Raw genomic sequence first — 25,870 nt, forward strand, 5'->3', positions numbered from 1 at the left:
CGTCCTGAGCCAGGATCAAACTCTCCGATAAAGTAGTTTGACTGACTACGCACATCACTGTGCGATTTTATAAAAAAATGAATTAACAGGTACGTTTTGTCTTGTTTAGTTTTCAAAGATCATTTTGTTCACTTCGTTCAAGCGACTTTATTATTATAACTCGTTGAATCAGTGAAGTCAATAACTTTTTTTGAAGTTCTTTTTTTCGTTATCACCATGTTTAGCGGCAACGAATAATAATATACCACCTTGTAAATAATAGTGCAATAGTTTTTTTGAAGAAATACTTAGGAATTTAAAAAGAGCGGCATCCCTTCATAAAAGAAAGGATGCCGCTCTTCTTTATTAGCGTTGTCTCATCTGCGGGAATAACAGCACATCGCGAATAGAAGGAGCATTCGTCAGCAGCATAACCAGACGGTCGATACCGATGCCTAAACCTCCTGTTGGCGGCATACCGTATTCCAAGGCTTCAACAAAGTCTTCATCCATTAGATGAGCTTCATCGTTACCGGCTTCACGCTCTTTTAATTGTGCTTCAAAGCGTTCTCTTTGATCAATAGGATCATTCAGCTCTGTAAACGCGTTTGCATGTTCACGGCCAACGATAAACAGCTCAAAACGGTCTGTAAAGCGCGGATCCTCTGGGTTTTTCTTAGCTAGAGGAGAAATTTCTACAGGATGTCCGTAAATAAACGTTGGCTGAATAAGCGTTTCTTCAATTTTTTGTTCGAAGAATTCGTTGATGATATGGCCTACTGTCATAGAATCTTTAATCTCTACGCCATGTTCTTTTGCATATTCACGCGCCTGCTCAACAGTAACCTCTTCCCAGAAATCAACGCCAGTCGCTTCTTTAACTGCATCAACCATATGAATTCTTTTCCACTCAGGTTTAAGGTCGATTTGTTCTTCGCCGTATTGGATCGTAGTTGTTCCAAGTACTTCTTGGGCGATATGAGCAACAAGGTTTTCAGTTAAGCTCATGATATCTTTATAGTCCGCATATGCTTCATATAACTCAATCATCGTGAATTCAGGGTTATGGCGTGTAGAGACACCTTCATTACGGAAAACACGGCCGATTTCATATACTTTTTCTAAACCGCCGACAATTAGGCGTTTTAGGTGCAATTCGATTGCAATACGCATGTAGAGCGGAATATCTAACGCGTTGTGGTGAGTGATAAACGGACGTGCAGAAGCTCCCCCGGGAATGCTGTGCATTGTTGGTGTTTCTACTTCTAAGTATCCGTGATCATCAAGGTATCTTCTCATAGCTTGAATGATCTTGCTTCGTGCGATGAACGTATGTTTGCTGTCTGGATTCACGATAAGATCCAGGTAGCGCTGACGGTAGCGCTGCTCAACGTCTTTTAAACCATGGTATTTGTCAGGAAGCGGACGAAGCGCTTTTGTCAGCAATTCAAAAGAAGTTGCTTTAACAGACAATTCGCCTACATTTGTTTTGAAGACTTTTCCGGTTACGCCGATAAGATCACCGAGGTCAGAAGACTTGAAGATTTCGTATTGATCGTCACCGACACTGTCTTTTCTTACGTAGATTTGGATTTGGCCTTCTAAGTCCTGAAGATGCGCAAAGCCGGCTTTTCCTTTGCCGCGTTTTGTCATCATACGGCCTGCGATTGTGACTTCAATTGCTTTTTCTTCTAACTCTTCTTTTGTAAGATCTTGATATGCCGAAATAACTTCCTGAGATTGATGAGTTCTTTCAAAACGGGCGCCGAACGGATCGATGCCGTTATCTCTTAACTGATTCATTTTATCGCGTCTGACTTGCAGCTGGTCATTCAATTCTTCATGGTTATGCTCTTCTTGACTCATTGTTATCACTCCATTACAGATATTATTTCATGAAAAAAGCAGAAAAACTGCCAGCGCAAAAACTGGCAGTGAGCAGCAAATAGAGGTAAGTATTATCCTACTTTTGCGTCTTGAAGCTCTTTTGCCTCAACTTCAACAGTAAATGCATCTAAAAGCTGTACAAGCTCTTCTCTTGTCTCGCAATGATTGATTTCATTACGAACCTTTGCATTGCCTTTTACGCCTTTCAAATACCACGCAGCGTGCTTTCTCATTTCTCTTACCGCTACGTTCTCACCTTTTAAGTTAATCAGGCGGTCAAGATGCAGTTTGCATACCGCCATTTTTTCACGTACTTGCGGCTCTTCTTTTAATTCACCTGTTTCAAGGTATTGAACTGTACGGTAAATCATCCACGGATTGCCCAGTGCGGCGCGACCGATCATGACACCGTCTACTCCTGTTTCATCGAGCATACGCTTAGCATCTTGCGGTGTCTTCACATCACCGTTTCCGATAACCGGAATTGATACTGATTGTTTTACTTCTTTGATAATGTCCCAGTTAGCCGTTCCTTCGTACATCTGCACTCTTGTACGGCCGTGAAGTGCAACGGCTTTTCCGCCCGCACGTTCTACAGCTTGTGCGTTTTTCACTGCGAAAACGTGGTCTTCATCCCAGCCCATTCTCATTTTCACAGTAACTGGTTTATCAACGGCATCCACTACTGCAGAAACCATTTCATAGATCTTATCTGGATCAAGAAGCCATTTCGCACCCGCATCACATTTTGTAATCTTTGGTACAGGACATCCCATATTTATATCAATAATATCAGCAGTTGTGTTTTGGTCTACAAACTTCGCCGCTTCCACAAGGGTTTCCTTTTTCCCTCCAAAAATTTGAAGGCTGAGCGGTTTTTCACGTTCATCAATGTACAGCATACCCATGGTTCTTGCATTGTTGTAAAGGATCGCTTTGTCACTGACCATTTCAGCACATACCAACCCAGCTCCGAATTCCTTTACAGTCAATCTGAATGCTGAGTTGCAGACACCAGCCATAGGGGCAAGCACAACCCTGTTTTTCAATTGAATATCACCGATTTTAAACATTATTGCCCCCCCTTCATTTGTTATCTTTTTCTGGCGGCGCTAATTCGTCCGCGCTTATATTTAAAACATCAACTGCACCTTGAATGATGGCAGCTGACGGCAATCGGTTTCCGCGTTCAATTTCGCCGAGAATAGAAACTGATATACCTAACGCTTTTGCAAATCCTTCTTGAGTATAACCTTTCAGCTTTCTGAATGCACGAATTCGTCTACCCCAGATTTCTGCTTCCATACTCTTACACCTTCTTGGTCTGTTTCCGCGCTTGTTGCCTCTTTTTCAACCTGCGGGCAAATCTCCGCAAGCGGCGCAAGGACAAACAAACGCTCATACATTCTCGGATGCGGAACAATTAGTTGCTCTGTTTCAATATTTTCACGATTAAACAGCAAAATGTCAAGGTCTGCCGTCCGCGGACCCCATCTTACTTCCCTCGTTCTGCCTAATTCATTTTCTATATGCTGCGTTAGTTCAAGTAGATCAAATGGGTTCAGCGATGTCTTGATTTCAACAGCCATATTCAAAAATTCATCTTGATCTTCGTATCCAACCGGGTCAGTTTCGTAAATGGACGACACTTGAGTGACTGTCACTGCATCATGCTGGTGCAACAATGCCACTGCTTGCCTTAAATACGTTTCTCTATCTTCAATGTTAGATCCAAGTGCAATATAAGCTATGTTGTTCATGATTTTTTTCTCGTGATTTCAATTGCTACTGATTTATAGTGTCCGGGAATCGGCGGATCTGGCTTAATCACTTTCACAGTACATTGCTGCACCGGCTGAAATTTCTTGAGGACTGTGTCAGCAATACGTTCTGCCAGCGTTTCCACCAATTTCACAGGCTCCCCTTCTACGATATCTTTACATACGTGATAAAGCTCAGCATAGTTAATTGTATGTTCAAGATCGTCTGTTTGTCCGGCTTTGCTTAAATCCAGCTCAGCGGTTAAATCAACTTTAAACCGCTGTCCAAGCTTATTTTCTTCTTTAAACACACCGTGATATCCGTAAAACTCCATTCCTTCTACAAAGACTTTATCCATGGTGCACCCCTCCCTTATTCAGCATCGCGTCCATCATTTTCGCCATTCTGGCCATTTGTTTCACGTCATGGACCCTGACAATGTCACAGCCTTTTTGAATGCCGAGACACACGGTGGCACCTGTGCCCTCAGCCCGCTCCTCGGGCGGAAGATCCAGAACACGTCCGATGAATCTTTTTCGGGAGGTTGCCAGAAGAACCGGATACCCCAGTCCGCTTAAAATCTCGAGTTTGTTCATCACTGCCAAATTATCGTGATAGGTTTTTGCGAAACCGATACCGGGATCAAGAATAATGTTCTTCTCCTCTACTCCCGCCTCAACAGCGATTTTTACACTCTCCATTAAGTCCGACAGCATATCCGGTAATAAGTCATTGTAATTTCTCTCAGGGCGGTTATGCATGAGAACAATGGGAACATTATGTTCGGCTGCAACGGAAGCCATCTTCGGATCATGTTTCGCTCCCCAAATATCATTGATGATAGATGCGCCGGCTTTAACAGCTTCATCTGCGACAGAAGCCTTGTAGGTATCTACAGAAATCGGCACGCCCAGTTCTTTTGTAATCCGCTCAATTACCGGAATTACTCTGGACATTTCCTCATCCTCTGAGACATATTCAGCGCCAGGCCTTGTTGATTCTCCTCCGATATCAATGATATGGGCACCGTCATCGATCATCTCTTTCGCATGCAGGAGCGCCTTGTCCAAGCTGTCATATTTTCCGCCGTCTGAGAAAGAGTCAGGCGTTACGTTTAAAATCCCCATCACCAGTGTCTTCTCTTTATATGATAAAGCGCTGGGCTTGGTGTGGATTACTTGTGTTTGGTCTATCGTTTGCTGCGCCATTCTCTTCCTCCCTTTTCATGAATCATGTTCTTTATTTCTTTTTTGTATAGCGTTTGAAGAGCAGATGCTGCTTCTCCGCTTTGGCCCGCATAGTTTACTTCTTCTATATTAGTAAACGGGATGATCTCAAGAACCGAGTTCGTCATCCACGCTTCGTCAGCTGTCAAAAGGGCTTTCAGCTCATATCGGCCCGTTTTGAGTTCCAGCCCTATTTTCTTTGCATTCTCCATGACAAAACGTCTCGTGACACCGTCCAGAATACCTGTATCAAGAGAAGGGGTATAGATGCAGCTGTCTTTTCTCCAGAAAACATTTGATATGATGCCCTCCGCAACAGCTCCATCCTCCGCTAGGAAAATCCCTTCAACATGCGGATCATTTCCGATTTCCCGCTTCGCATACATATTATTTAAATAATGATGAGATTTTAACCGGAACGGCCCCTCCGGTGTGTTTCTCCGTATCGATAAAATCTTTCCTTCTTTTTGTAAAGGAAGACTCTCTGGTTTCAGTTGGTTCACAAAGCATAAAACGGTTGGCTTATCGTAAGTCTGGGCAACAAAGCCTTTATCGCTGATTCCGGCTGATATGTCCAGCCTGACGCGGGCATTGCCATCCTTGATATTATTCAGCCGAAGCAGCTTGTCCAGCATCTCAAGAATCTCATGCTTCGAAACAGTATATTCGATTTGCAGATCCTTAAGAGCGCGATCAAGCCTTTCTATATGCCAATCAAGCAAAAATGGGCAGCCTTCGTAGAGCCTGAAGGTTTCGAAAACACCGATCCCATATAAAAAACCATGGTCAAAAGGAGAAAGAACTGCATCTTTCTCCTCTATATACCGGCCGTTAACATATATCATCACGCAATAACTTCCTTGCGGTATGTCTCAATGAAATTTCTGAGCATTTCTTTCCCAAAGGAGGTCATAATGGACTCTGGGTGAAATTGCACGCCCTCTATCGGGAGGTCATTGTGGCGAATGGCCATGATTTCTCCTTCTTTCGTTTGTGCTGTTACTGTGAAACAGCTTGGCAGCGTCTCAGGTTTTACGATCAGCGAGTGGTAACGGGTCGCAACAAGGGGATTTTTTAAACCTTCAAAAATTGTCTTGCCGTCATGCTCGATATCTGAGGTTTTCCCGTGCATAAGCCGTTCTGCCCTAATCACGTCACCACCAAACACTTGTGCGATGGACTGATGTCCGAGGCATACACCAAAAACGGGAATTTTCCCTGCGAAATGTTTAATTGCTTCCAGGCTGATCCCTGCCTCATCAGGACTGCATGGTCCAGGTGATATCATCAAAAAATCAGGAGAAAGCTCTTCGATTTCTTCGATCGTGATGTCGTCATTGCGTTTCACAATCAGCTCTTCCCCAAGCTCTCCCAAATATTGTACCAAGTTGTACGTGAATGAATCGTAGTTATCAATCATTAAAATCATTTCTCCGCTCACCTCATCTAATTTTTGTCTCTTCTTTGCTCAGCTCTAATGCCTTTTGCATTGCAAAAGCTTTTTTGAATGATTCTCTGTACTCGTGCTTTGGCACAGAATCAATCACAACTCCTGCGCCGGACTGCATAAATGCCTGCCCTCCGGTTGCATAGATGGTTCGAATGACGATATTAAACTGCAGATCGTGATTATATCCAAACCATCCTATAGATCCAGTATAAAGCCCGCGGCGTGTCGGCTCAAGTTCTTCTATAATTTCCATCGTTCTTACTTTGGGAGCACCCGTAATGGTTCCTCCGGGAAACACAGCATGAATAATATCTACAGCATCATACCCATCCTGCAGTTCACCTTGAACGTTAGACACAATATGCATCACATGCGAGTATTTTTCAATCGCCATGAATTCGTTCACGCGCACAGACCCGTAACGTGATACTCTTCCCAGATCATTTCGCTCAAGATCAACCAGCATGACATGTTCAGCGCGTTCTTTTTCATTGTGGATCAATTCGTTTGCGAGCGCTTCGTCTTCATCATCAGTTTTCCCTCTGGAACGGGTGCCCGCTATCGGTCTCGTCTCCAATAGCTTGCCCTTTTTGCTGACAAGCAGTTCAGGCGATCCGCAAATAATTTGGAAATCAGGTGTTTCTAGATAGGCCATATACGGCGAAGGATTTACTTCTCTCAGGGTCTTGTAAATTTGATATGGGTGGGCAGACAGTGACTGTGATTGCCTAATTGATAGATTGACTTGAAACACATCTCCGCTGGCAATGTATTGTTTGATTTTCTCTACAGCTTGTGTGAATCCATCCTCGGTAAATGGTGCCGCGAAGGAACCGTCTGTTTCATGCTTTATCTCTCGCGAAGGGACAGCAGGAGGCTCAGCCAGCCACATCCGCTCCAGCTCAGATAGCTTCACGTCAGCAGAATCGTTATCAGTACTATTAACATGAGTAATCAGCCACAGAGACTCTTCTTGATGGTCATAAACTGCTATATCATCAAAAACAAGAAAATAAATATCTGGTGTTTCCAGATCATCTAATGAGAGCATTTTAAAATTTTCAATGTAACGTGCGTAATCATAGCTGAGAAACCCAATTGCCCCGCCTTGAAAATCCGGAAGCTCGTGATCTGTTTCTGTTTCCAGCGTTTTAAACCAGCTATGGAAGGCGCGTAATGGATCACCTTCTTTAAACAGCATCTCATCTCCATGCTTAATCGTGGTAATTCCGTCTTTTCCTTTTACAGTCGCAATTGGATCAAGACCGGCTATACTGTATCTGCCGCCTCTTGCACTTTCAAGAAGTACATGCTGTTTTTTGGATTGCGCAAGTTTCTCAAATTGTTGTAAGAATGAGTCTTTTTGAAAAGGTACTTTTTTGCCTGCCGGTCTGCGTTGTGCCATTTATATCATTCCTCTATTTTCTTTTTTGCTTGTTTTTTTATTGTAAAGCAATCTTGTTAGTGAAAAAAGTGAATTTCTCTTCCAAGAATAACATTCGTCGCAGACATGGCATATTTGATGCACGAATATAAAAAAACTCCCGGTGAACCGGGAGTTTGGCTTTTTTTTAATCAAATTGATAAAGCGGCGTGCTCAGATAACGTTCGCCGTTACTTGGAATGATGGCCAATACTTTTTTGCCTTTTCCGAGTTTTTTCGCTATTTGAAGAGCAGCATAAATGGCCGCGCCTGATGAGATGCCCCCGAGAATTCCTTCTTCACGTGCAGCTCTGCGCGCATATTCGAATGCTTCTTCATTCTTCACAGGGAAGATTTCATCATATACTTCAGTATTTAAGATGTCCGGTACAAATCCAGCTCCGATTCCCTGAATTTTGTGGGGGCCTGGTTTTCCTCCTGAAAGCACTGGGGAATCTGACGGTTCAACAGCGTAAATTTTGATGGAAGGGTATGCTTCCTTCAGAACTTCGCCCGCTCCTGTAATCGTTCCGCCTGTACCGATCCCCGCTACAAATGCATCAAGCTGCTCCTCACCGAATTGCTCAACGATTTCTTTACCCGTTGTTTGACGGTGAATTTCTGGGTTAGAAGGGTTATTAAACTGCTGCGGCACAAAGTATCCGTGCTTCTCAGCAAGCTCTTCAGCTTTCTTAATGGCGCCTTTCATGCCTTCCGCACCAGGAGTAAGCACAAGCTCAGCACCGTATGCGCGAAGAAGGTTGCGGCGCTCCATGCTCATTGTATCAGGCATAACCAAAATGGCTTTTAATCCTTTAGCAGCAGCAACCATCGCCAGCCCGATTCCAGTATTTCCGCTTGTCGGTTCAATGATTGTATCACCGGCTTTTAATTTCCCTTCTTTTTCAGCAGCTTCAATCATAGCTAAACCGATACGGTCTTTTACACTGCTTCCAGGGTTCATGTATTCAAGCTTTAGATATACATCCGCACTGTTTTCATCTGCAAGGCGATTTAATTTAACGATTGGCGTATTCCCAATTAATTCAGTAATGGAGTTTGCTACACGTACCATTCTCGACACCTCAATTTCCGACTATTTTTATTGGTATTATGTATATAATCTATCAATTTCAAAATTTTTTGTCAATCACTTAGTACTTTTTTCCCCATAAAACCACGATACATCGGCTTCTTTCCAAAGTGTTTTGACTGTCGCTTTATCGCCTAGCTGATCCATTGCGATTTGCCGTCTGATCTGATCCTTTACTTCATCATTTGAAAATGTTCTTGCCTTTAGTTTTTCTTTCAGCTGGATAACCGCATATCCGTTACTGACCTTTATCGGTTCGTCAGACCATTCATCCTCTTTGAGTGTTTTTGCTTCTTCAAAATATGCTGACGGAATGTTGTCTGATGCTTCTGTGACAAAACCTAAATCTCCGCCGTATGGTGATGTATATCTGTCTGTAGACCTTTCCGCCGCGACAGCTTCAAAGCTTGAGCCGCCTTTCAGTTCTTTCAGGACTTCTCTCGCTTCTTCTTCATCTTTTACAACAATGTGCCGAATTCGATACGAATCATCAAACTGATACAGTTCTTTATTTTTATTATAGAATGATTTCAGTTCTTTGTTTGAGATATCAATATCCCTTGTTAACAATTCTTCAAGAAGGATATTATAACGAATTTGGTCTTTCCACTCTTTCTCAGTTGTATGTTCATCTTCGTAAAAAGAATTGTTGACCGCTTTAATCAGTAAAAACTCACGATCAATTTCGCTTTTAGATACTTTGAGGTTGTTCTTTTTGGCTAGCTGCTCGACGACTCGAACATTGATCATATCTTCAAGTGTCGACTTTCCATATTGGTCTTCCATTTCTTTCAGCCATTCTTCTCTTGTCACGCTTTTGCCTCCAATGGTCGCAATAGACTCACCGGAAGCCGATGCGCCGGCTTGGGATTTCGTCAGCGTATATGCAACGGAAATACAGCAAACCAACAGCGCCCCTAAAATAATCGTCCAGATTGTTCTTGATTTCAAGTCTGCTTTCAGCCCCTTTTCTCAAATTCAAAAAAACCCGCTAAAGAGCTTAGCGGGTAGTTTGATCACGAAGCCCTTCCAGCTCTTCTTTTGTAAATAAGTACTTTTCATTACAAAAATGGCATACTGCTTCGGCTTGTCCATCTTCTTCTATCATATCTTGAATTTCTTTTTTGCCTAGTCCTAAAATGGCTGTTTCGAAACGATCTTTTGAACAAGGACAATGGAATTTAACAGGCATCGTTTCCAAAATCTCAGGCTTCTCGCCTAGGACTTCTTCTAAAATCTCTTCTGGTGTCAGGCCTTTTTGTATGAGCTTAGAAATTGGCTCTACTTGGGATAGACGCTGTTCAATTTTTGTGATGGTTTCATCATCTGTTCCCGGCATAAGCTGAATGATAAAGCCTCCTGCCGCAAGAATGGTGTTGTCAGGATTTACGAGCACACCTACGCCCACTGATGAAGGAATCTGCTCAGATGACACAAGATAGTAAGTGAAATCATCGCCCAATTCCCCTGAAACAATTTCTACTTGTCCTGTGAAGAACTCGCGCAAACCTAAATCTTTTACGACACTTAACGTTCCGCTTGTTCCAACCGCACGTCTGACATCAAGCTTGCCTTGTTCATTTAAATCAAAATGAACCTGCGGGTTAGAAACGTATGCTCTGACTTCCCCTTTTGCATTAGCATCAGCTACAATTGCTCCGATCGGACCTCCGCCCTCGATTTTCACTGTCAGCTTATCATCGCCCTTCAGCATTGCGCCGAGCATAAGTGAGGCTGTCATTGTGCGGCCCAGTGCAGCGGATGCTGTCGGCCATGTACCATGGCGTCTTTGCCCTTCATTTACCATATCAGTTGTTCTCGCTGCATAAGCGCGAACTTTCCCATCATACGCAAGTGCTTTTACTAAATAATCCATTGCAAAACCTCCTATACACTTCCTACGCGGTTTCGTTCATAAATCAATTCCAGCCCTTTTAGGGTTAAGAACGGATCAACGATATCTATACAATCTGATTCGTTTGCAATGAGTGGCGCAAGGCCTCCTGTCGCTATGACCTTTGGTTCCTGTTTTGCCTGCCATTTCATTCGCTTGACGATTCCTTCCACTTGACCGACATAGCCAAATAAAATTCCAGATTGCATCGCGCTTACAGTGTTTTTTCCAATAATATTGTCAGGCCGGGTGATTTCGATACGCGGAAGCTTTGCCGCGCGCGAGTAAAGCGCCTCTGTCGAAATCGTAATCCCAGGAGCAATCGCCCCGCCCATGTATTGTTTGTTTTCATCAATATAGCAGTACGTTGTTGCAGTTCCAAAATCAACAACAATTAATGGATTGCCGTATAAATGTATCGCAGCGACAGCATTTACAATTCTGTCTGCTCCTACTTCTTTCGGATTGTCATATTTTATATTTAAACCCGTTTTCATACCCGGACCGACAATTTGCGGTTCGATATGAAAGTATTTTGTGCACATTCTTTCTAATGCAAACATAATTGGCGGCACTACTGAAGAAATAATAATGCCATCTATCTGTTCAAACATAAGCCCGGAATGCTCAAATAAGGAGCGCAAAATCATCCCAAACTCATCTTCTGTTTTATGCCTGCTTGTTTCTATACGCCAGTGATATTCTAATTTTCCATCATGATATACACCAAGTACAGTATTGGTGTTCCCCACATCGATAACCAGTAACAACCTCTATCACCACTTTTGAATAGTTTCTCTACTTTACTTTTTACAAACATTCTACAATAACATACACGATCTGCGGCTCATTTGTAAACAAATCGATACCAGAAATGGATGATTGTAAAAGCCGCAGCCGAGCCATTGATTTACATAAAAAAACTGCCAGCGTTAACCGGCAGTTTTTAGAGAGAAAACGAATTACTCTTTTGTATCGTCTTTCTTTTCTTCTGTTTTTGTCAGAATGTTTACTTTCACATCATCGTTCTTTTCATCATCTGAGAAATTGCGCTCAGGCAATGTTCCATGATCGACAAGGTGTTTGATTTGTTCAGCGTCAAGCGTTTCAACTTTCAGAAGCGTTTGAGCAATCAATTCAAGCTTGTCACGATTTTCAGTCAGAATTTGTTTCGCGCGCTCATAACATTCTTTGATAATGCGCTGAATTTCCTGATCAATTTCGTAAGCGATTTGATCACTGTAGTTCTGTTCGTTGTTGAAATCACGGCCTAAGAAAACCTGACCGCCCTGAGACTGTCCAAATTGCAACGGTCCCAGTTTTTCTGACATACCGAATTCTGTAACCATTCGTCTTGCAATATTCGTCGCACGCTGGAAGTCATTGTGCGCTCCTGTGCTGACTTCACCGAAGATAATTTCTTCAGCGACACGTCCGCCCAAGAGGCCGACAATTTTATCAAGCAGCTCCGGCTTTGTCTGGAAGTAACGGTCTTCCCTTGGAAGCATAACGGCATAACCGCCAGCCTGGCCCCGAGGAACAATCGTTACTTTATGAACCATATCAGCCTCATCTAAAACGAGTCCGATAACGGTGTGTCCACCTTCGTGATAAGCTACAATATTGCGTTCTTTCTTGGAGATGACACGGCTCTTCTTAGCTGGTCCGGCAATCACACGGTCCGTCGCTTCGTCAATATCACGCGCATCGATTTTTTTCTTGTTTTGACGAGCCGCCACAAGAGCAGCTTCATTCAATAGATTTTCTAAGTCCGCGCCTGAGAAGCCTGGCGTTCTCATAGCAATTGATTTCAGGTTAACCGTTTCATCCAGCGGTTTGTTTCTCGCATGGACTTTCAATACAGCTTCACGGCCAATAACATCTGGGCGATCCACTGTGATTTGACGGTCAAAACGTCCCGGACGAAGTAAGGCTGGGTCCAAGATGTCCGCACGGTTCGTCGCAGCAATGATAATGATTCCTTCATTGGCGCTGAATCCGTCCATTTCAACAAGCAATTGGTTAAGCGTCTGTTCACGTTCATCGTGTCCGCCGCCGAGACCCGCGCCACGCTGGCGTCCGACTGCGTCAATTTCATCGATGAAGATCAAACAAGGCGCATTCTTTTTTGCATTTTCAAACAAGTCACGCACACGGGAAGCACCGACACCTACAAACATTTCAACGAAATCAGATCCGCTGATGCTGAAGAAAGGTACGCCGGCCTCACCTGCACAAGCTTTTGCCAGCAATGTTTTACCGGTACCCGGAGGTCCGACTAAAAGCACGCCTTTTGGTATTCTCGCACCAAGCTCGGCAAACTTGCGAGGATCTTTCAGAAACTCAACAACTTCAACGAGTTCTTGCTTTTCTTCGTCAGCCCCTGCAACGTCTTTAAATTTGACGCGTTTCTTTTCCTCTGTATACAGCTTCGCCTTGCTCTTACCAAAGTTCATGACACGGCTGCCGCCGCCTTGAGCCTGATTGAGCAGGAAGAAAAACAGAATAAAGATAATGACAAACGGGATGATGGTCGTCAGGAATGTTACCCATCCACTTGTTTCTTGAGCGGGCTCAACCTTTACGTCTGTCTTTTTCAAAGCATTAAATATCTGGTCTGCTCCCTTTCCTTCAGGAACATGAGTCAAAAAGTATTGATCTTTGTCGTAGTTTTTCAGCTGCCCTTTCACCTCATAAACACCCCTGACAGGCTGAACCGATACGCTATCAACTTTCCCGTCATCCAGGTTTTTGATGAACGTACTGTACGACATATTTTCTGTTTTCGGATTTGAGGTCTGGAAGTAGCTCACAACCCCGATTACTACTAATAAAATAAGTAAATAAAAAATGGTATTACGGAAGACCCGATTCATTCCTTACCTCCTCCCACAGTAAGCACAACTATGTTCAATAGTACCATAGAAAATCATTCCAATACAAACAATAACCATCTCGGAAGCAGGCTGCCGATCAGCTTTCATAAACTGCCGGTTTTAACACTCCGATATAAGGCAGATTGCGATAGCGCTCAGCATAATCAAGTCCGTAACCCACTACAAACGCGTCAGGAACTTCAAAGCCTACAAAGTCTGCTTTGATGTCCGCTTTTCTTCCGCTCGGTTTATCCAAAAGGGTAACAATCTTAATTGATTTTGCTTTACGGTATCGGAAGAGCTCTACTAGATAACTTAAGGTTAACCCACTGTCGATGATATCTTCAATAATTAAGATGTCCCGGCCCTCTACAGATGTATCCAAATCTTTAATGATTTTTACTTCTCCAGAAGAAACCGTAGAATTTCCGTAGCTTGATACATCCATGAAATCCATTTCCAAATATGTATCAATATGCTTGATAAGATCCGCCATAAAAGGAAGTGCTCCTTTTAACACACCGATTGCCAACGGAAATGTATCTTGATACTCGCTCGTTAATTCTGCGCCTAACTCTTTTACTTTCTCTTGTATCTCTTCCTCTGAGATCAGTACTTTCTCGATATCATGTTTCATCATGATTTTGCTTGCCCCCTACACTTTTCATGCTGTCTATATTGTAATACAATGCGGTCGCTGTTTGGAATCACAAGATCTTCAAAAATTGATTTTTTCAAGCCAGGTATCCAGATAATTTCACCGTTTGCGTCCGTTACAATCGGCCAGTTGTCTCTTTCTCGGAGAGGCAATTTCTTATCAATAAATATATCCTTTACCTTTTTCGAGCCGTTCATCCCTTTTAGTTTGATCCGGTCTCCAGCTTTTCTCGTCCGGATCGTTAAGGGGAACCGCACCTTTTTTTCACTTGTGATAAAAACAGCATTCCCATGTTCTTCAGGCGGATCCGCATAATGCTTTGCCTCTATCAGAAATCCATTAGGGAGCACTGCCGTTTCATTAGCAGCTCCGCTTATTTGGTATTCAAAGGGAACATTTTTGCACTGCCATTGTTCAAATGTAAACAAACATGTCTGATATGATTTGACCACCTTCAGCCCTTTTGGAAAGTCCAATATTCCTGAAGGGCCGCTCTTTTCCGCCCAATCGAGAAACTGCTGAATGTGATGAGCTGAAAAGGATGATGGAACGTTTTCATAAAGATAGTTTAATATTAGTTGAACTCCTCTTCTTTGTAAAGGCATCGGGAGGGCAAGCAATTGAGAGGAATTGATTTCAACTGATGTATTAGACTGGCTTGTGATTACTTTATTCATTTCATCTTTCGTTAATGACTGTAAGAATTGCTCATCTTCCGTCAGTGCCTCACTCACTTTCTGAAACCTTTTATGCACATCCGGCGACTCCTGTTTCAAAAACGGGAGCACTGTTTTTCTGAATCTGTTTCTTGTGTAGTCATCTTTGGCGTTGCTTTCATCCGTCCGGTAGCCCAAGCCGTTTTCACGGCAATAGTGAAGGATCTCTTCCTTTGTAATGGTTAAGAACGGCCTGATGATCCGCCCCGTCCCAAAACGTCTGACCGGCTGCATTCCCGCAAGTCCCGCTCCAAGCGTGCCCTTAGCCAATCTCATAAGCATCGTTTCAACCTGGTCATCACCATGATGCGCAAGCGCCAGATAGTCCGCTTGATGCTTCAACATGATTTCCTCAAAAAACTGATAGCGGCAATCACGTGCCGCAGCCTGCTTATTGAGACCTTTTTCCTGCGAATATGCTGTTACATTGATTTGAGCCGTTTCGCACGTGAGCTGTTCAGCTTCACAATAAGCTTGGACAAAACGCATGTCTTCCTCAGATTCCGCGCCCCTGAACCGATGGTCGACATGAGCTGCAATAATATTCGCTGAACGGCCGCATAGCTTATGCAGTGCGTGAAGAAGAGCCATTGAGTCCGGACCGCCGGAAACGCCTACAATGATTGTCGCCCCTTTTAACGTAAGATTGTATTTGTTTAAAAAATCTTTGACACTTTTCACAATGTCCTCCTCACAATGAGCAGGTTTTTTAAAGATATTCATATCCTATCACTTTCAATCCTTCCAAGCAAAGAAGAAGCATAGGCTTTGCAGATTGTGCCATTCAGATTAAGAAAAAGATAATGTAGGCGAAATAAAGCGCCAAAACGCTGATCACGATAAGTGTTGTTTCAAATAACCCCCCCGACTTAGGCGGCTTCTGTTTAGGAGTATATCGCGTTTTCGTTACTTTTCCTTGGCGCGGTTTTTGCTGTGCTTGTCTTGTAACAGGCTGCGGCGCTGCTTTTACAGCTTGTTTTCTCTGTACTGCTTTTTGCCCCGCGTCGAGCATATCCTTCTTCATTTCATCTGCGGATTGATAATCTCCGTTCAATGCTGAAAAAAGCACTTTTTTATACTTTTTCAGCAAAGGGTGCCCTTCGATTAGAGACCTGAGCTGTTCCTTAGGCTGGTTTGTTTTCTTGAATTCTTTTTTATGCACACTGTTGATCATAATCATGGCAACTGCAAACAGATCGTAGGTTGGCTCTGCTTTTCTTGTTCCATACCCCCAATACCCTCTGTCGTAAAACTCGGTATACTCTTTTATCGCCCGGCCTTCCTTTGTCGTGCCGCCTACATCAATGCAGCGGATTCTAGCGGGCGGACCGGTTACGATCAGATTATCAGGTTTAAGATCGCCAAATATCCATCCCTGCTGGTGAAGCACCGATAAGCTGGATAACAGTTGAATCATCAATACCGGTATCCATTCTGCTCCTTTATCATTGACATAATTCAAAAGCAACGGGCCTTTTATGTATTCCATTGCATAAAACGAAACTTTCGTATTGGCACTTGGGATGTAGGCATCATCCGTATCAAAAAAAGAAGGCCCCATCGTAACAGACTGGGCCTTTGAGAAAGATTTCAAGACATTCACTTCAGAAGTAATAGACAGGCTGTCATCGCTCACCTTTAAGGCAACATGTCCATCTGATGCTTCTGCCAAATACACAATTCCATTGGCCCCTTTTCCAAGCTGTTTACGCAATGTATAAGTGTTTCCGTTCCACTTGCCTTTGATTGTCGTACCAGGCCTAAGGCTACATGCCAAACTCGTCAAAGCGTCGTTCATCATCTGCCAGCATGCTCCTTCTTGAGCGGATTTTTTCAAATTGCTGCGTCGCTTCACGTATCGCCGGACCTGTCGGCGTGATGCCGCCTGTTGAAAGCTTTGCAAAGAGTGTGGAAAGAGATTGCAGCTTTGGTGTCCAGTTCAGCACAAGCTCGACCTCTTGTTTTTTCCCGGGAAATATACACATCGCAAATTCGTTATTCCCGATTCGGGAATTGAGGCTGACAGACAAATCAATCAGCGCCTCTTTTACTGTAGGAAGCTTAGGCGCCATACTTGCGCTTGTATCAACCAGAACCAAAACCTGAAGATGCACCGTTTCTCCGAGCTCGTCTACCACTTCCATGACTTCGCCGCGTTTTTCGGGTGAAAGCTCCTCCATTTCCACATTCTTTCCTAGAATTTGTTTCAGCTCTTGATTGACTACACCTTGTAATGTTTGCGTCATTGCTTTTTTTGTTACCATTTGTACGGTTTGAGAAAGCTGAGATGCATAAACGACCTGATGCACGCCCCCTCCGGCAAGCGCAATCCCTTCGACTTCCTTCATTGCCTCAGGGTCAATTTGGTTTTCTTCCATTATACCTATGACATTTACCGTAATCCCCTGCTCTTTAGCAAAAGCAGCCATTGCTAGCGGGTCTTCCCCATGGTTCGAGCAGCCATCCGTTATCAGCAAAATTTGATTTAAATGTCCGTTATTCACATTCATTCCTCCTGGAGAATACGAGGATTCTCAGATTCATATATTCCCATCTTCGCCAGAAGAAATTTGATTTATACGGAAGCGTTATGAAATTTCTTGTTTGTTTTGAAAGATGGCAGGAACAGGTATAGATGCCCACTTCGGTGTATTGTGGTCAATCCGGACGACAACAACTGTCATATCGTCCTCAATTTGGCCGGATCTCGTGCGGATGACTTCCTCCATGAGTAAATCGGCAATCTCCTGCGGATCATTTGTTTTTAACCCCTTCATTTTGCGTTTCATCCATAAATCATGATTTTCTACATGCTTAGGGCCCTCAAAAATGCCGTCACTCATCATAATCAAGAGGTCACCCGCTTTCAGCTGTTCACTCACAACCTCCACATCAAATTCATTAATAATACCGATTGGCAGATTGCTCGCTTGAACTTTCATTACCTGGTCGCCCCGTTTGATAAAGCTAGGCGTCGATCCGACCTTTAAAAATTTACAGCTGGCATCTTGAAGATCGATAATAGATAGGTCAAGCGTGGAATATATCTCGTCAGTTGTCCTCAGGGACAGTATGCTGTTGATCGTTTTAATTGCTATTTTTTCATCAATGCCGGATTCAAGGATTTTCTCCAGAAGCTTGATCGTTTCATTGCTTTCGAAGTGTGCCCTTGCGCCATTGCCCATTCCGTCACTGATTGCCGCAGCATATTTTCTGGCTCCTAGCTCCATCATGCTGTAGCTGTCGCCAGAGACAAGGCCGCCGCCCTTCGCAGCGTGAGCCGCACCTGTAGACACCCTGTAAGATTTTGTTGATCCAAAGGCGACATGACTGTATCCATTCGGATGCGGAGAGTGCTGTTCGGCTTTTACAAGAATTTGTTCCTCCAGAATGTCAGAAAGCATAGGGGCAATGATTTTTTCACTTTCTCCATGTCCGCTGAATGGAATGGTCATTTCGATATCAATATTTCCTTGTTCAAGACTATATATCTCCACATGCTGAATCTCGATTCCAAAATGCTGAAGCGCCTCTATGATTTGCTCTTCCTGCAGAAAGTGCTGTTCCCGCTCTCTTTTTATTTCCCGAGAAAAGTCTGCCATGACCTCAGAAACACCTAAAAGCTGTTCAGCAACAAGACGCCTGCTGTCCTGCACTTTTTTCTTAAGCGTCAAATGAGCATGATGATGTGAGAGTTCATCCTCAATCAGCTCTTCAACTTGCTTTGATTTAGAGCAGTGCTGATGAAACTCTTTTTTCAGCCTTCGGTTCGACGCATATTCTTTTTCTTCTGTTTCAAGCATAACTTGTTTCATTAAGTCATATGTTTTATCAAAGTTCTCTACCCAGCACCTGTTTTTCTTGTAGCACGTCTGACAGGAATGCTCTGTGATCTTGCTTAAAAACAAATCAACTTCGCTGTCATCTGTCTGATCGTCTGATGCTTGATAAAAGGTTGCAAAGCTTTCAGACAGCGCGTGGAACACATTGGAGAACTGGTCTACCTTTTGAGCAGTAACATCTCTGATTTTTCTTGCATATTGCTGCTGCTCTTGAAGATGCTCCACAGTTCCCGGAATATATCTCGCCACTTTCTTTGTAATCGATTGAGGTGTAAGCAAAAACAGGCCGACTGCGATTAATGACTCATAAAGTGTTGTCATCAGACCGGCAGAGCCTTCACCATATAAAGAAATAAGAAGTGATCCAACGATCAGCCCGATTGCTGCGCCCGCTTTTTTCCCTTCCTTCAGCAAACCGCCTAATAAACCGGAAAAAGCGAGCAAACTCATTTGATAGAGGTTTCCAATATTCGCCAATCCAAGAATCAGACCGGTCACCACACCAACCGTACAGCCAATACTCGCTCCGCCAATAAAGGAAAAACTCAATACAACATAACGAGCCAGTATATGTTCTGCCTGCATCCCTTGATAGGACAAGCCGGCAAGCCCTGTCAAAACAGAAGCAATAAGTATCATAAAGCAAATGATTTCCTCTATTTTTAAAGACTGTTTTACTTTTTTCACAGTGAAAATCGGAAGGCTCTGAAGAAAAATCAGCGTTAAAATAAAGGATAGTCCAGCTTCAACGACAGCCATCACATAATCATAGGTTGTAAATGCGCCATGTTGAGCGTAAACAAACCCGGCTCTTGCTGCAGTCATGGAGAAGAACACGACAATCGGGAGTGCTTTCACGCGATCGTCGGTGATGAAGGCGGCCACTTTAGAAAATATGAAGAATGCCAGTAATGCCGCTAGTATGAGCAATGAGTGCTTCGGAGAAATGGTCAGCGCACCTGCAAGCACAGCCAGCACCGCATAAAGCGCCTTGTCTCTTCTGATGAGAAGCATTGCTCCAAAGAAAGGAAGTGCGAAAGGAAGCACCTCGGATAATATGAAAGCCCGTCCAAGCAAAAATCCGATGACAACATAAATGAATCCTTTATAGAAAAACAGTGAATGCAAATGATGAGTCACCAGCTTCGTGCCCCTGTTAAAAAACGATTGGAGTTTTTCAAAAGCTTGTCCCGCCATTGGCCCGTTCACTCTTCTTTCTGCTTTTTCCATTCCTCTCATCTCCCACCTGTTATATTCGTTGCCTGTCATTATAGCGAAAGCACAGATAGGATTTTGTCAAAAGAAGGTAACAATACCAAAGAAATCTTCGACGGTTTCTGCCTTGATATTCGTTTCTCAAAAGAATTTCCGGAATGTTGTCTAAAAATGAAAAAAATCGGCTTCTACAAGAGAAACCGATTTTTTAGGATGACCCGTACGGGATTCGAACCCGTGTTACCGCCGTGAAAGGGCGGTGTCTTAACCGCTTGACCAACGGGCCAAACAAATATGGTAGCGGCGGAGGGGATCGAACCCCCGACCTCACGGGTATGAACCGTACGCTCTAGCCAGCTGAGCTACACCGCCATATTATTGGTGCTTCTAAGCACAAGTTATATAATACAAAGGTTTGTCCTTTTCGTCAATAGAAACTTTAATGTTATAATTTTCTGACTCTTAAAGCGTGTGAGGATAATAAAAAAAGCATCCGCGGGATGAACGGATGCTTCGTTTATTTATAGAAAGCAGCAAGTTATCCTCTTCTTGCTCCGCGCCCTCCACGTTTTGATTCCGTGTTGCGTTTTAAAGATGACAAGCGATCTTCGCTGTCTTTTAAAAACTTATTCATTTTCTGTTCAAAAGATTCTTTCGGACGGAAATCATTTCTAGGTCTGGCTTGCGGACGGTCTTTAGCTTTTTTAATAGATAAACCAATTTTCCCGTCTTTTTCAACGTTGATGACTTTCACTTCAACTTGGTCGCCGACTTTTAAGTGATCATTAATGTCTTTGACATAGTTATCAGCTACCTCACTGATGTGAACGAGACCGGTTGAGCCTCCAGGCAATTCAACAAATGCTCCAAAATTTGTAATACCTGTAATTTTCCCTTGCAACTTGCTGCCAACTTCAATCGACATAAAAAAAGTGCTCCTCCTTAGGCTTATAAAAAGATCGTTTGCTTAATTATACCTAAATAAAAATTTAAGTGTCAACAAGGCTACTTGCTCTTCTTCTCCACATTGAAGATAATTTCTCCGTCTCCAGACATGAATAAGTCTCTTCTGGCAAGCTCTGTGACGTAATCCTCATCCTTCAATTTGGATATTTCTTCTTTTAAATCCGTTTGTTTTGCCTTTAAACTTTTCAGTTCTTTTTCAAGTTGTTCTTTCTTTTCTTCTTTTGCGCTAAGGGAAGATGTTTGGGACCATACAGAGCTTGCCAGCACAATTGCCGTCAGGAATACTAGGGCGCCGAATACAGTCAACCGTCTGTATAGCCCTTTGCGTCTTCTTTTCTTCAGCTGATTCTGCCGCTCTACTTGTTCTTTATAGTCATTTTGTATTTCAGATATCGTTCGTTCTCTGGAAAAATTCAAACCAGACGGTCCTCCTTTCATCTCTTCAAAAAACGTGTAATGGTCGTTCTTATGGTTACCAATAGTTTCTTCTTCTTTTTGAGAAATCCTGCACCTTTTTCAAAATAACGTCTAAAAGTTAGACGCATTCTTACAGGAAGAAGTTTCAAACATTGTTTTGCGATAAAACGGATCGGAAAACACAGAACCATGACTATTTTATATAGACACAACAAGAGAAAAATGATTAGGCGGTATGTTTTCTTTAATAGAAACGCACCCAACCAGATGATCGCTCCGAATGTCCATACAATAGGACGAAATAACACGTGCTGAATGAGTTTTTTGAAGAATTGATAAACAGAAACAACAAGGTAAATGATGAATTTCAGTATTTTTATATAGATTCGTTTGCAAAGGCTCTGATACGTCGCAACACCCAGCAGAACCGCTAAAAAGATGTAAAGCCTGAATTCTCCCTCATTTACATGTAGCAAGACATAAAAGAAAAGCAGCCCTTGCACAATCCAGAAAAGAATATCATGAATAAATAATAGCCATCTGGCTGTTTTGGCACGAATGACAAAGAGCCGGTATGTATCAAGCGACGCCCCAAGCCAGAGGCCCATACCGGACATCGCCAGCATTGTATAGAATTGTGTCGTTAGCGTCATTTAAACAACTTGCTAAAAAACCCTTTAGCTTTATCCCCTTGTTGTTCGTCTAAGTACACTAAATCAAATACCCTGCCTTTAATAGAAACAATCCCTTTTTCTACATCTAGATTTTTCATCTGGAGGTTTTGGCCTCTGACTGAGAGCATTCCCATCACCGTTTCCAGCAGGAATTCTTCGTTATCAAAGCTCTCTACATGCTTCACTCCAGAAATATCTAAATGCTTCCGGCCTTTCATTGTCACATCATGCTGTTCCGGAACAGACGAAGAACCTTTTTGATCATAATATGAATTCATCTATTCAGCCCCCATATCCTCGATACTTTTAGCATTATTACTGCATTGTATGAGGCAGGGGATTTTTTTAGAACAAGCCTATTCGCCGAGTTTTTCTTCCTTTAGGATGGTATACATGTTTGCAGCTTCTTCTTTTTTCGTCGTGTCTTTCAACTCATTTACTTGAACCGTTACAAGCTTTTGGCCGAAGCGGACCGTTAGTTCATCTCCCGGTTTTACGTCAGAGCTTGCTTTGGCCTGGTTACCGTTAATAGCGATGCGCCCCTGGTCAGCTACTTCCTTTGCTAGTGTACGTCGTTTAATCAGCCGTGATACTTTTAAAAATTTATCTAATCTCATATTTACGATCTCCTCTCAGTTTCTTTTGCTTCATTCCACAGTTTGTCCATGTCCTCAAGAGACATGTCAGCCAGCTCGATTCCCTTTTCTTTCGCTGTTTCCTCAATATACGAGAACCGTCTTCGGAATTTGTCATTGGTCATGGCCAATGCTTCCTCCGGTTCTATTTTGTAAAAGCGGGCTACATTCACCAGTGCAAACAAAATGTCGCCAAACTCAGCCTTGAGATTGTGTTCATGAGGATCTTCAGAAACCTCAGAAGAAAACTCCTTCATTTCCTCGCTTACTTTTTCCCAAATATCGCTGACGTCTTCCCAATCAAAACCTACCTTTGCTGCTTTTTTCTGAAGTTTAGCGGCTTTCGAAAGGGCTGGAAGGGTTTTCGGCACGCTGTCTAATAACGATGCTTCATATGTGTTTTTTTCGGCCTTTTTTATGTCTTCCCAATTTGCCAAAACATCGTTTTCATCCTGAACCTTAACATCTTTAAACACATGGGGATGTCTTCGGACCATTTTTTCACTGATTCCTTTTATGACATCATCAATTGTGAAATAACCTTCATCTTCACCAATTTGCGCGTGAAGTAAGACTTGAAGCAAAACGTCGCCAAGCTCTTCGATCATATGGTCTGTGTCTTCTTCGTCAATTGCTTCGAGAAGTTCATAACATTCTTCAATCATGTACTGTTTTAATGATTGATGCGTCTGCTTTTTATCCCACGGACATCCATTTGGCCCGCGAAGCTCTCTGATAATGCTTCGGAACGCGGAGAATTCGTGATAAAGCAGCTTCTCTTCTTTAATCGGCGGAATATACACACTTGTTAAGTTATTCAATGCGACATTGCGGTCCAGCTCAAATAAAGGCACTGTCTGGATCTCCTCGTCACGGCTTCCAGCCGCAGTCACGATCACAACCTCATAATCATCAGGCAGCTTCTCCATTAATGTCAGCTTGACTTCAGAAGCGGTCATTTGGTCATAAACCTGACAAATGATCAGGTGATGTCTGAGCTCAAGCTCATCCGCGGACAACGTGCCGGCATCCACAAATTGAAAACCTTCAATCGGGTCGATTTGCAAGGCATTGAATGTGGCATCAAGAAAACTTTGTCCTCCCGCGACTTTTACTTGAACATTTTCCTCTTCCTGCCGCTCCGTCAGCAGTTGTACTGTTTTTTCTGCGACAAAAGGATGTCCCGGCACAGCATAAACCACGTCCTCACGCTGCGCCTCCTCAAAGAGGATATCTGCAATTTCTTCATAAACCGCATCGAATTGGTCATGTTTTTCATATATATCGTCAAAAAAACGGATGTTCTTCGTTTCTTTTTCAAGCTCTTGAATTAAAGGGTGATCCTTGGTTCTGACATACAGCGTATCTGCTTTCGTCAGCAGCCTATGTATACCAATTGTCAATTGGTCCATGTCTCCGGCACCAAGTCCGACGACTGTAATATTACCTGCCATTTTGTTCTCTCCTTCTCACGATTTTGCTTAACTTGCTGCCAAAAGGCACACTGTTCAGCTCTTCATCCGTAAATATTCCCAATTTCATCATACAATAAATAAACACCGCGCCACCAATGGCAACAGCAGAAAGACTTTCAATAACTGCCGCTCCTCTTCCTGCTGCAGGAATCAAAAAAGTCCAGAGACGCATATATGCAAGCAAGACAGCCGACATCAAAAGGGCAGATCCAATGACCGGAATCATAATGCCTTTGAGCTTACCAAGCCATTCCTTTTGCCGAAGCCGATACAAGTTAAGTCCGGCGACAGCCGCAAAGGAAGCCGCTGTTGCAAGTGATGCACCTTCAATCCCATAGTGCGGAACCAAAAGAGTATTTAACACCCATTTCACTGCAACACCTGCACCTACCGCTATCGCAGGAAAAACTGTGTATCCCGCGCCCTGTAAAACTGCGGCTGCCGTAACTGCCAAGGATGCAAACAAAATAGAGCAGCTGAAAACTTGTAACGCAGCTGTCCCTTCACCATTTTGAAATAGCATGATATTGACCGGCTCAAGAATGCAAATTAGTCCAGCTGACGCCCCTGTACCCAGCACAAGACATAGTTTTAAAGAGGACGCAACTTTTTCTTTCATAATCTTCAGCTCTTTGTTCTTTACAGCCTTAGAAATATACGGAACGAGTGACGTCGCAATGCTCACCGCGAAAACCGAACCGAGCTGCAGCAAGGGCTGCCCCCGATCATAAATCCCCTTTAGGCGTTTCGCTTCTTCGCTTGCTTCACCGCCCGAAAGCAAAGCATATAAATTCAAAGCATCCACAAGCTGGATAAACAAAAGCAGCAAACTGCTTACACAAATTGTAACCGAATATAAAAACAGTTTTTTCGTCAATTCTTTTATTGTTATGACATTTTCATTTTGCCTGTCCGTTTGATTGTCACTTTTCGCTTTAAACCAAAAAAATCCGAGTATGATCAACGCAACAAAACTTCCGGCAAGAGATCCAGAAGCAGCTGCCGCTCCCGCAATATAGAGCGAGGCTCCCTTTTTGACGAGCCAAAAAGATAAGCCCAAGAGCACCGCAACCCGCAGAAACTGCTCTGTCATTTGCGATAAGGCTGACGGGAGCATATCGTGCCGCCCTTGAAAACCTCCTCTAAGCAACGCGACAAACGGGAACAGCAGAAATGCATATGCAGTCACTTGAATTAACATGGCGAGATGTGAATCTCCCATAAAAAGTGCGATTGGAACAGCACCCATATATAAGCAAAGAAATAATAAAACACCGATTAAAGACAAAAATAACGCTGATATTTTTAATATGGTGTGATGACTTTTTTCACTATAATCATTCATCAGTTTCGAAATAATGACCGGAAATCCTGATGTGGACAGCATGACTGCAATACCAAGAAAGGGATACACCTGCTGATATATATAAAATCCAACATCTCCGACAATGTTTTGAAACGGGACTCTGTAAACGGCACTTAATATTTTTGAGATGACTCCTGCCAGGATTAAAACAAAAGCCCCCTGCCAAATCCAATGCCGTTTAACGCCTATTGAATCGTCCATCCAAAAGCTCCTTCCCAACGTCAGGGGCAATACGGTTTACATATTACCGCGGCACAAATAAAAACGAGGTTATTATACCACATCCCAACCCTTGGAATCCTTTTTGGGCATGCATA

Annotated in this window: 26 protein-coding genes and 2 tRNA genes; all 28 read right to left on the minus strand. The window is 43.1% G+C overall.

The window, feature by feature from the left end; genetic code table 11:
• Window positions 1–345 precede the first annotated feature (345 nt).
• Entirely contained in the window at window positions 346–1,845 is a 1,500-nt protein-coding gene (lysS, locus tag AC4CV5_RS19810) for a lysine--tRNA ligase (RefSeq protein WP_014112326.1), read from the minus strand.
• 92 nt (window positions 1,846–1,937) lie between these two features.
• Window positions 1,938–2,939, minus strand: a complete 1,002-nt coding sequence (gene dusB / locus AC4CV5_RS19815; protein ID WP_166854510.1) for a tRNA dihydrouridine synthase DusB — start codon at window positions 2,937–2,939, stop codon at window positions 1,938–1,940.
• A gap of 13 nt (window positions 2,940–2,952) precedes the next feature.
• Window positions 2,953–3,171 (minus strand): helix-turn-helix domain-containing protein, encoded by a 219-nt coding sequence (locus AC4CV5_RS19820; RefSeq protein ID WP_490923696.1) that lies wholly within the window; start codon window positions 3,169–3,171, stop codon window positions 2,953–2,955.
• Window positions 3,123–3,626 carry a 2-amino-4-hydroxy-6-hydroxymethyldihydropteridine diphosphokinase gene (folK, locus tag AC4CV5_RS19825; protein WP_490923698.1) on the minus strand — a complete coding sequence of 168 codons (504 nt, stop codon included), beginning with the start codon at window positions 3,624–3,626 and terminating at the stop codon, window positions 3,123–3,125. The genes AC4CV5_RS19820 and folK overlap by 49 nt, the downstream gene beginning before the upstream one ends.
• Entirely contained in the window at window positions 3,623–3,985 is a 363-nt protein-coding gene (gene folB / locus AC4CV5_RS19830) for a dihydroneopterin aldolase (protein WP_166854513.1), read from the minus strand. The genes folK and folB overlap by 4 nt, the downstream gene beginning before the upstream one ends.
• Window positions 3,978–4,835 (minus strand): dihydropteroate synthase, encoded by an 858-nt coding sequence (gene folP, locus AC4CV5_RS19835; RefSeq protein WP_166854514.1) that lies wholly within the window; start codon window positions 4,833–4,835, stop codon window positions 3,978–3,980. The genes folB and folP overlap by 8 nt, the downstream gene beginning before the upstream one ends.
• Complete coding sequence (gene pabC, locus AC4CV5_RS19840; RefSeq protein ID WP_373924419.1) at window positions 4,817–5,698, minus strand: aminodeoxychorismate lyase; 882 nt, start codon at window positions 5,696–5,698, stop codon at window positions 4,817–4,819. Before pabC ends, folP begins: the two co-directional genes overlap by 19 nt.
• Window positions 5,698–6,282 carry an aminodeoxychorismate/anthranilate synthase component II gene (pabA, locus tag AC4CV5_RS19845; protein ID WP_166854515.1) on the minus strand — a complete coding sequence of 195 codons (585 nt, stop codon included), beginning with the start codon at window positions 6,280–6,282 and terminating at the stop codon, window positions 5,698–5,700. Before pabA ends, pabC begins: the two co-directional genes overlap by 1 nt.
• Window positions 6,283–6,295: 13 nt before the next feature.
• Window positions 6,296–7,708 (minus strand): anthranilate synthase component I family protein, encoded by a 1,413-nt coding sequence (locus tag AC4CV5_RS19850; protein WP_456520659.1) that lies wholly within the window; start codon window positions 7,706–7,708, stop codon window positions 6,296–6,298.
• Window positions 7,709–7,874: 166 nt separating this feature from the next.
• Window positions 7,875–8,801 (minus strand): cysteine synthase A, encoded by a 927-nt coding sequence (gene cysK, locus AC4CV5_RS19855; protein ID WP_326222787.1) that lies wholly within the window; start codon window positions 8,799–8,801, stop codon window positions 7,875–7,877.
• Between the two features lie 75 nt (window positions 8,802–8,876).
• Entirely contained in the window at window positions 8,877–9,770 is an 894-nt protein-coding gene (locus AC4CV5_RS19860) for a peptidyl-prolyl cis-trans isomerase (protein WP_490923700.1), read from the minus strand.
• Window positions 9,771–9,819: 49 nt separating this feature from the next.
• Window positions 9,820–10,695 (minus strand): redox-regulated molecular chaperone HslO, encoded by an 876-nt coding sequence (gene hslO / locus AC4CV5_RS19865; RefSeq protein ID WP_166854519.1) that lies wholly within the window; start codon window positions 10,693–10,695, stop codon window positions 9,820–9,822.
• Between the two features lie 11 nt (window positions 10,696–10,706).
• Entirely contained in the window at window positions 10,707–11,483 is a 777-nt protein-coding gene (locus tag AC4CV5_RS19870; protein ID WP_003218395.1) for a type III pantothenate kinase, read from the minus strand.
• A 192-nt stretch (window positions 11,484–11,675) separates the two neighbouring features.
• On the minus strand, window positions 11,676–13,589 hold the full coding sequence (gene ftsH, locus AC4CV5_RS19875; protein ID WP_003242099.1) for an ATP-dependent zinc metalloprotease FtsH: 1,914 nt from the start codon (window positions 13,587–13,589) through the stop codon (window positions 11,676–11,678).
• A 97-nt stretch (window positions 13,590–13,686) separates the two neighbouring features.
• Entirely contained in the window at window positions 13,687–14,229 is a 543-nt protein-coding gene (gene hpt, locus AC4CV5_RS19880) for a hypoxanthine phosphoribosyltransferase (protein WP_019713025.1), read from the minus strand.
• Complete coding sequence (gene tilS / locus AC4CV5_RS19885; protein ID WP_490923701.1) at window positions 14,226–15,644, minus strand: tRNA lysidine(34) synthetase TilS; 1,419 nt, start codon at window positions 15,642–15,644, stop codon at window positions 14,226–14,228. Before tilS ends, hpt begins: the two co-directional genes overlap by 4 nt.
• 103 nt (window positions 15,645–15,747) lie before the next feature.
• Complete coding sequence (gene prkT, locus AC4CV5_RS19890; protein ID WP_222143868.1) at window positions 15,748–16,764, minus strand: serine/threonine protein kinase PrkT; 1,017 nt, start codon at window positions 16,762–16,764, stop codon at window positions 15,748–15,750.
• The gene (locus AC4CV5_RS19895) at window positions 16,730–17,467 is read right to left on the minus strand and encodes a vWA domain-containing protein (RefSeq protein ID WP_061187557.1); all 738 of its coding nucleotides are present in this window, start codon (window positions 17,465–17,467) and stop codon (window positions 16,730–16,732) included. The genes prkT and AC4CV5_RS19895 overlap by 35 nt, the downstream gene beginning before the upstream one ends.
• 84 nt (window positions 17,468–17,551) lie before the next feature.
• Window positions 17,552–20,035, minus strand: a complete 2,484-nt coding sequence (gene spoIIE, locus AC4CV5_RS19900; RefSeq protein WP_490923703.1) for a stage II sporulation protein E — start codon at window positions 20,033–20,035, stop codon at window positions 17,552–17,554.
• A gap of 199 nt (window positions 20,036–20,234) precedes the next feature.
• Window positions 20,235–20,306, minus strand: a tRNA-Glu gene (locus AC4CV5_RS19905).
• 9 nt (window positions 20,307–20,315) lie between these two features.
• Window positions 20,316–20,392: transfer RNA gene (locus tag AC4CV5_RS19910), tRNA-Met, on the minus strand.
• 166 nt (window positions 20,393–20,558) lie between these two features.
• Window positions 20,559–20,945: a S1 domain-containing RNA-binding protein gene (locus AC4CV5_RS19915; protein ID WP_003218379.1), complete on the minus strand. Its 387-nt coding sequence runs from the start codon at window positions 20,943–20,945 to the stop codon at window positions 20,559–20,561.
• 80 nt (window positions 20,946–21,025) lie between these two features.
• The gene (gene divIC, locus AC4CV5_RS19920) at window positions 21,026–21,403 is read right to left on the minus strand and encodes a cell division protein DivIC (RefSeq protein WP_166854524.1); all 378 of its coding nucleotides are present in this window, start codon (window positions 21,401–21,403) and stop codon (window positions 21,026–21,028) included.
• A 17-nt stretch (window positions 21,404–21,420) separates the two neighbouring features.
• Entirely contained in the window at window positions 21,421–22,056 is a 636-nt protein-coding gene (yabQ, locus tag AC4CV5_RS19925; protein WP_166854525.1) for a spore cortex biosynthesis protein YabQ, read from the minus strand.
• Window positions 22,053–22,355 (minus strand): sporulation protein YabP, encoded by a 303-nt coding sequence (gene yabP / locus AC4CV5_RS19930; RefSeq protein WP_003226714.1) that lies wholly within the window; start codon window positions 22,353–22,355, stop codon window positions 22,053–22,055. Before yabP ends, yabQ begins: the two co-directional genes overlap by 4 nt.
• Window positions 22,356–22,433: 78 nt before the next feature.
• A complete protein-coding gene (locus tag AC4CV5_RS19935) occupies window positions 22,434–22,694 on the minus strand; it encodes an RNA-binding S4 domain-containing protein (RefSeq protein ID WP_003218370.1) in 261 nt (86 codons plus the stop codon).
• 2 nt (window positions 22,695–22,696) lie between these two features.
• Entirely contained in the window at window positions 22,697–24,166 is a 1,470-nt protein-coding gene (gene yabN, locus AC4CV5_RS19940) for a bifunctional methyltransferase/pyrophosphohydrolase YabN (protein WP_373924409.1), read from the minus strand.
• Window positions 24,156–25,754 carry a putative polysaccharide biosynthesis protein gene (locus tag AC4CV5_RS19945; RefSeq protein ID WP_166854527.1) on the minus strand — a complete coding sequence of 533 codons (1,599 nt, stop codon included), beginning with the start codon at window positions 25,752–25,754 and terminating at the stop codon, window positions 24,156–24,158. The genes yabN and AC4CV5_RS19945 overlap by 11 nt, the downstream gene beginning before the upstream one ends.
• Between the last annotated feature and the right edge of the window lie 116 nt (window positions 25,755–25,870).

The organism is Bacillus sp. NS1, from assembly GCF_058248265.1.

Excerpts from the sequence above, each read along its gene's own strand:
- yabP (WP_003226714.1), bottom strand. The coding sequence starts at position 22,355 with ATGAATTCATATTATGATCAAAAAGGTTCTTCGTCTGTTCCGGAACAG.
- AC4CV5_RS19935 (WP_003218370.1), bottom strand. The coding sequence starts at position 22,694 with ATGAGATTAGATAAATTTTTAAAAGTATCACGGCTGATTAAACGACGT.
- cysK (WP_326222787.1), bottom strand. The coding sequence starts at position 8,801 with ATGGTACGTGTAGCAAACTCCATTACTGAATTAATTGGGAATACGCCA.
- spoIIE (WP_490923703.1), bottom strand. The coding sequence starts at position 20,035 with ATGGAAAAAGCAGAAAGAAGAGTGAACGGGCCAATGGCGGGACAAGCT.
- pabA (WP_166854515.1), bottom strand. The coding sequence starts at position 6,282 with ATGATTTTAATGATTGATAACTACGATTCATTCACGTACAACTTGGTA.
- AC4CV5_RS19850 (WP_456520659.1), bottom strand. The coding sequence starts at position 7,708 with ATGGCACAACGCAGACCGGCAGGCAAAAAAGTACCTTTTCAAAAAGAC.
- folB (WP_166854513.1), bottom strand. The coding sequence starts at position 3,985 with ATGGATAAAGTCTTTGTAGAAGGAATGGAGTTTTACGGATATCACGGT.
- prkT (WP_222143868.1), bottom strand. The coding sequence starts at position 16,764 with ATGATGAACGACGCTTTGACGAGTTTGGCATGTAGCCTTAGGCCTGGT.
- yabN (WP_373924409.1), bottom strand. The coding sequence starts at position 24,166 with ATGGCAGGTAATATTACAGTCGTCGGACTTGGTGCCGGAGACATGGAC.
- dusB (WP_166854510.1), bottom strand. The coding sequence starts at position 2,939 with ATGTTTAAAATCGGTGATATTCAATTGAAAAACAGGGTTGTGCTTGCC.
- folK (WP_490923698.1), bottom strand. The coding sequence starts at position 3,626 with ATGAACAACATAGCTTATATTGCACTTGGATCTAACATTGAAGATAGA.
- lysS (WP_014112326.1), bottom strand. The coding sequence starts at position 1,845 with ATGAGTCAAGAAGAGCATAACCATGAAGAATTGAATGACCAGCTGCAA.
- folP (WP_166854514.1), bottom strand. The coding sequence starts at position 4,835 with ATGGCGCAGCAAACGATAGACCAAACACAAGTAATCCACACCAAGCCC.
- hpt (WP_019713025.1), bottom strand. The coding sequence starts at position 14,229 with ATGATGAAACATGATATCGAGAAAGTACTGATCTCAGAGGAAGAGATA.
- pabC (WP_373924419.1), bottom strand. The coding sequence starts at position 5,698 with ATGATATATGTTAACGGCCGGTATATAGAGGAGAAAGATGCAGTTCTT.
- hslO (WP_166854519.1), bottom strand. The coding sequence starts at position 10,695 with ATGGATTATTTAGTAAAAGCACTTGCGTATGATGGGAAAGTTCGCGCT.
- yabQ (WP_166854525.1), bottom strand. The coding sequence starts at position 22,056 with ATGACGCTAACGACACAATTCTATACAATGCTGGCGATGTCCGGTATG.
- AC4CV5_RS19915 (WP_003218379.1), bottom strand. The coding sequence starts at position 20,945 with ATGTCGATTGAAGTTGGCAGCAAGTTGCAAGGGAAAATTACAGGTATT.
- ftsH (WP_003242099.1), bottom strand. The coding sequence starts at position 13,589 with ATGAATCGGGTCTTCCGTAATACCATTTTTTATTTACTTATTTTATTA.
- AC4CV5_RS19820 (WP_490923696.1), bottom strand. The coding sequence starts at position 3,171 with ATGGAAGCAGAAATCTGGGGTAGACGAATTCGTGCATTCAGAAAGCTG.
- AC4CV5_RS19945 (WP_166854527.1), bottom strand. The coding sequence starts at position 25,754 with ATGGACGATTCAATAGGCGTTAAACGGCATTGGATTTGGCAGGGGGCT.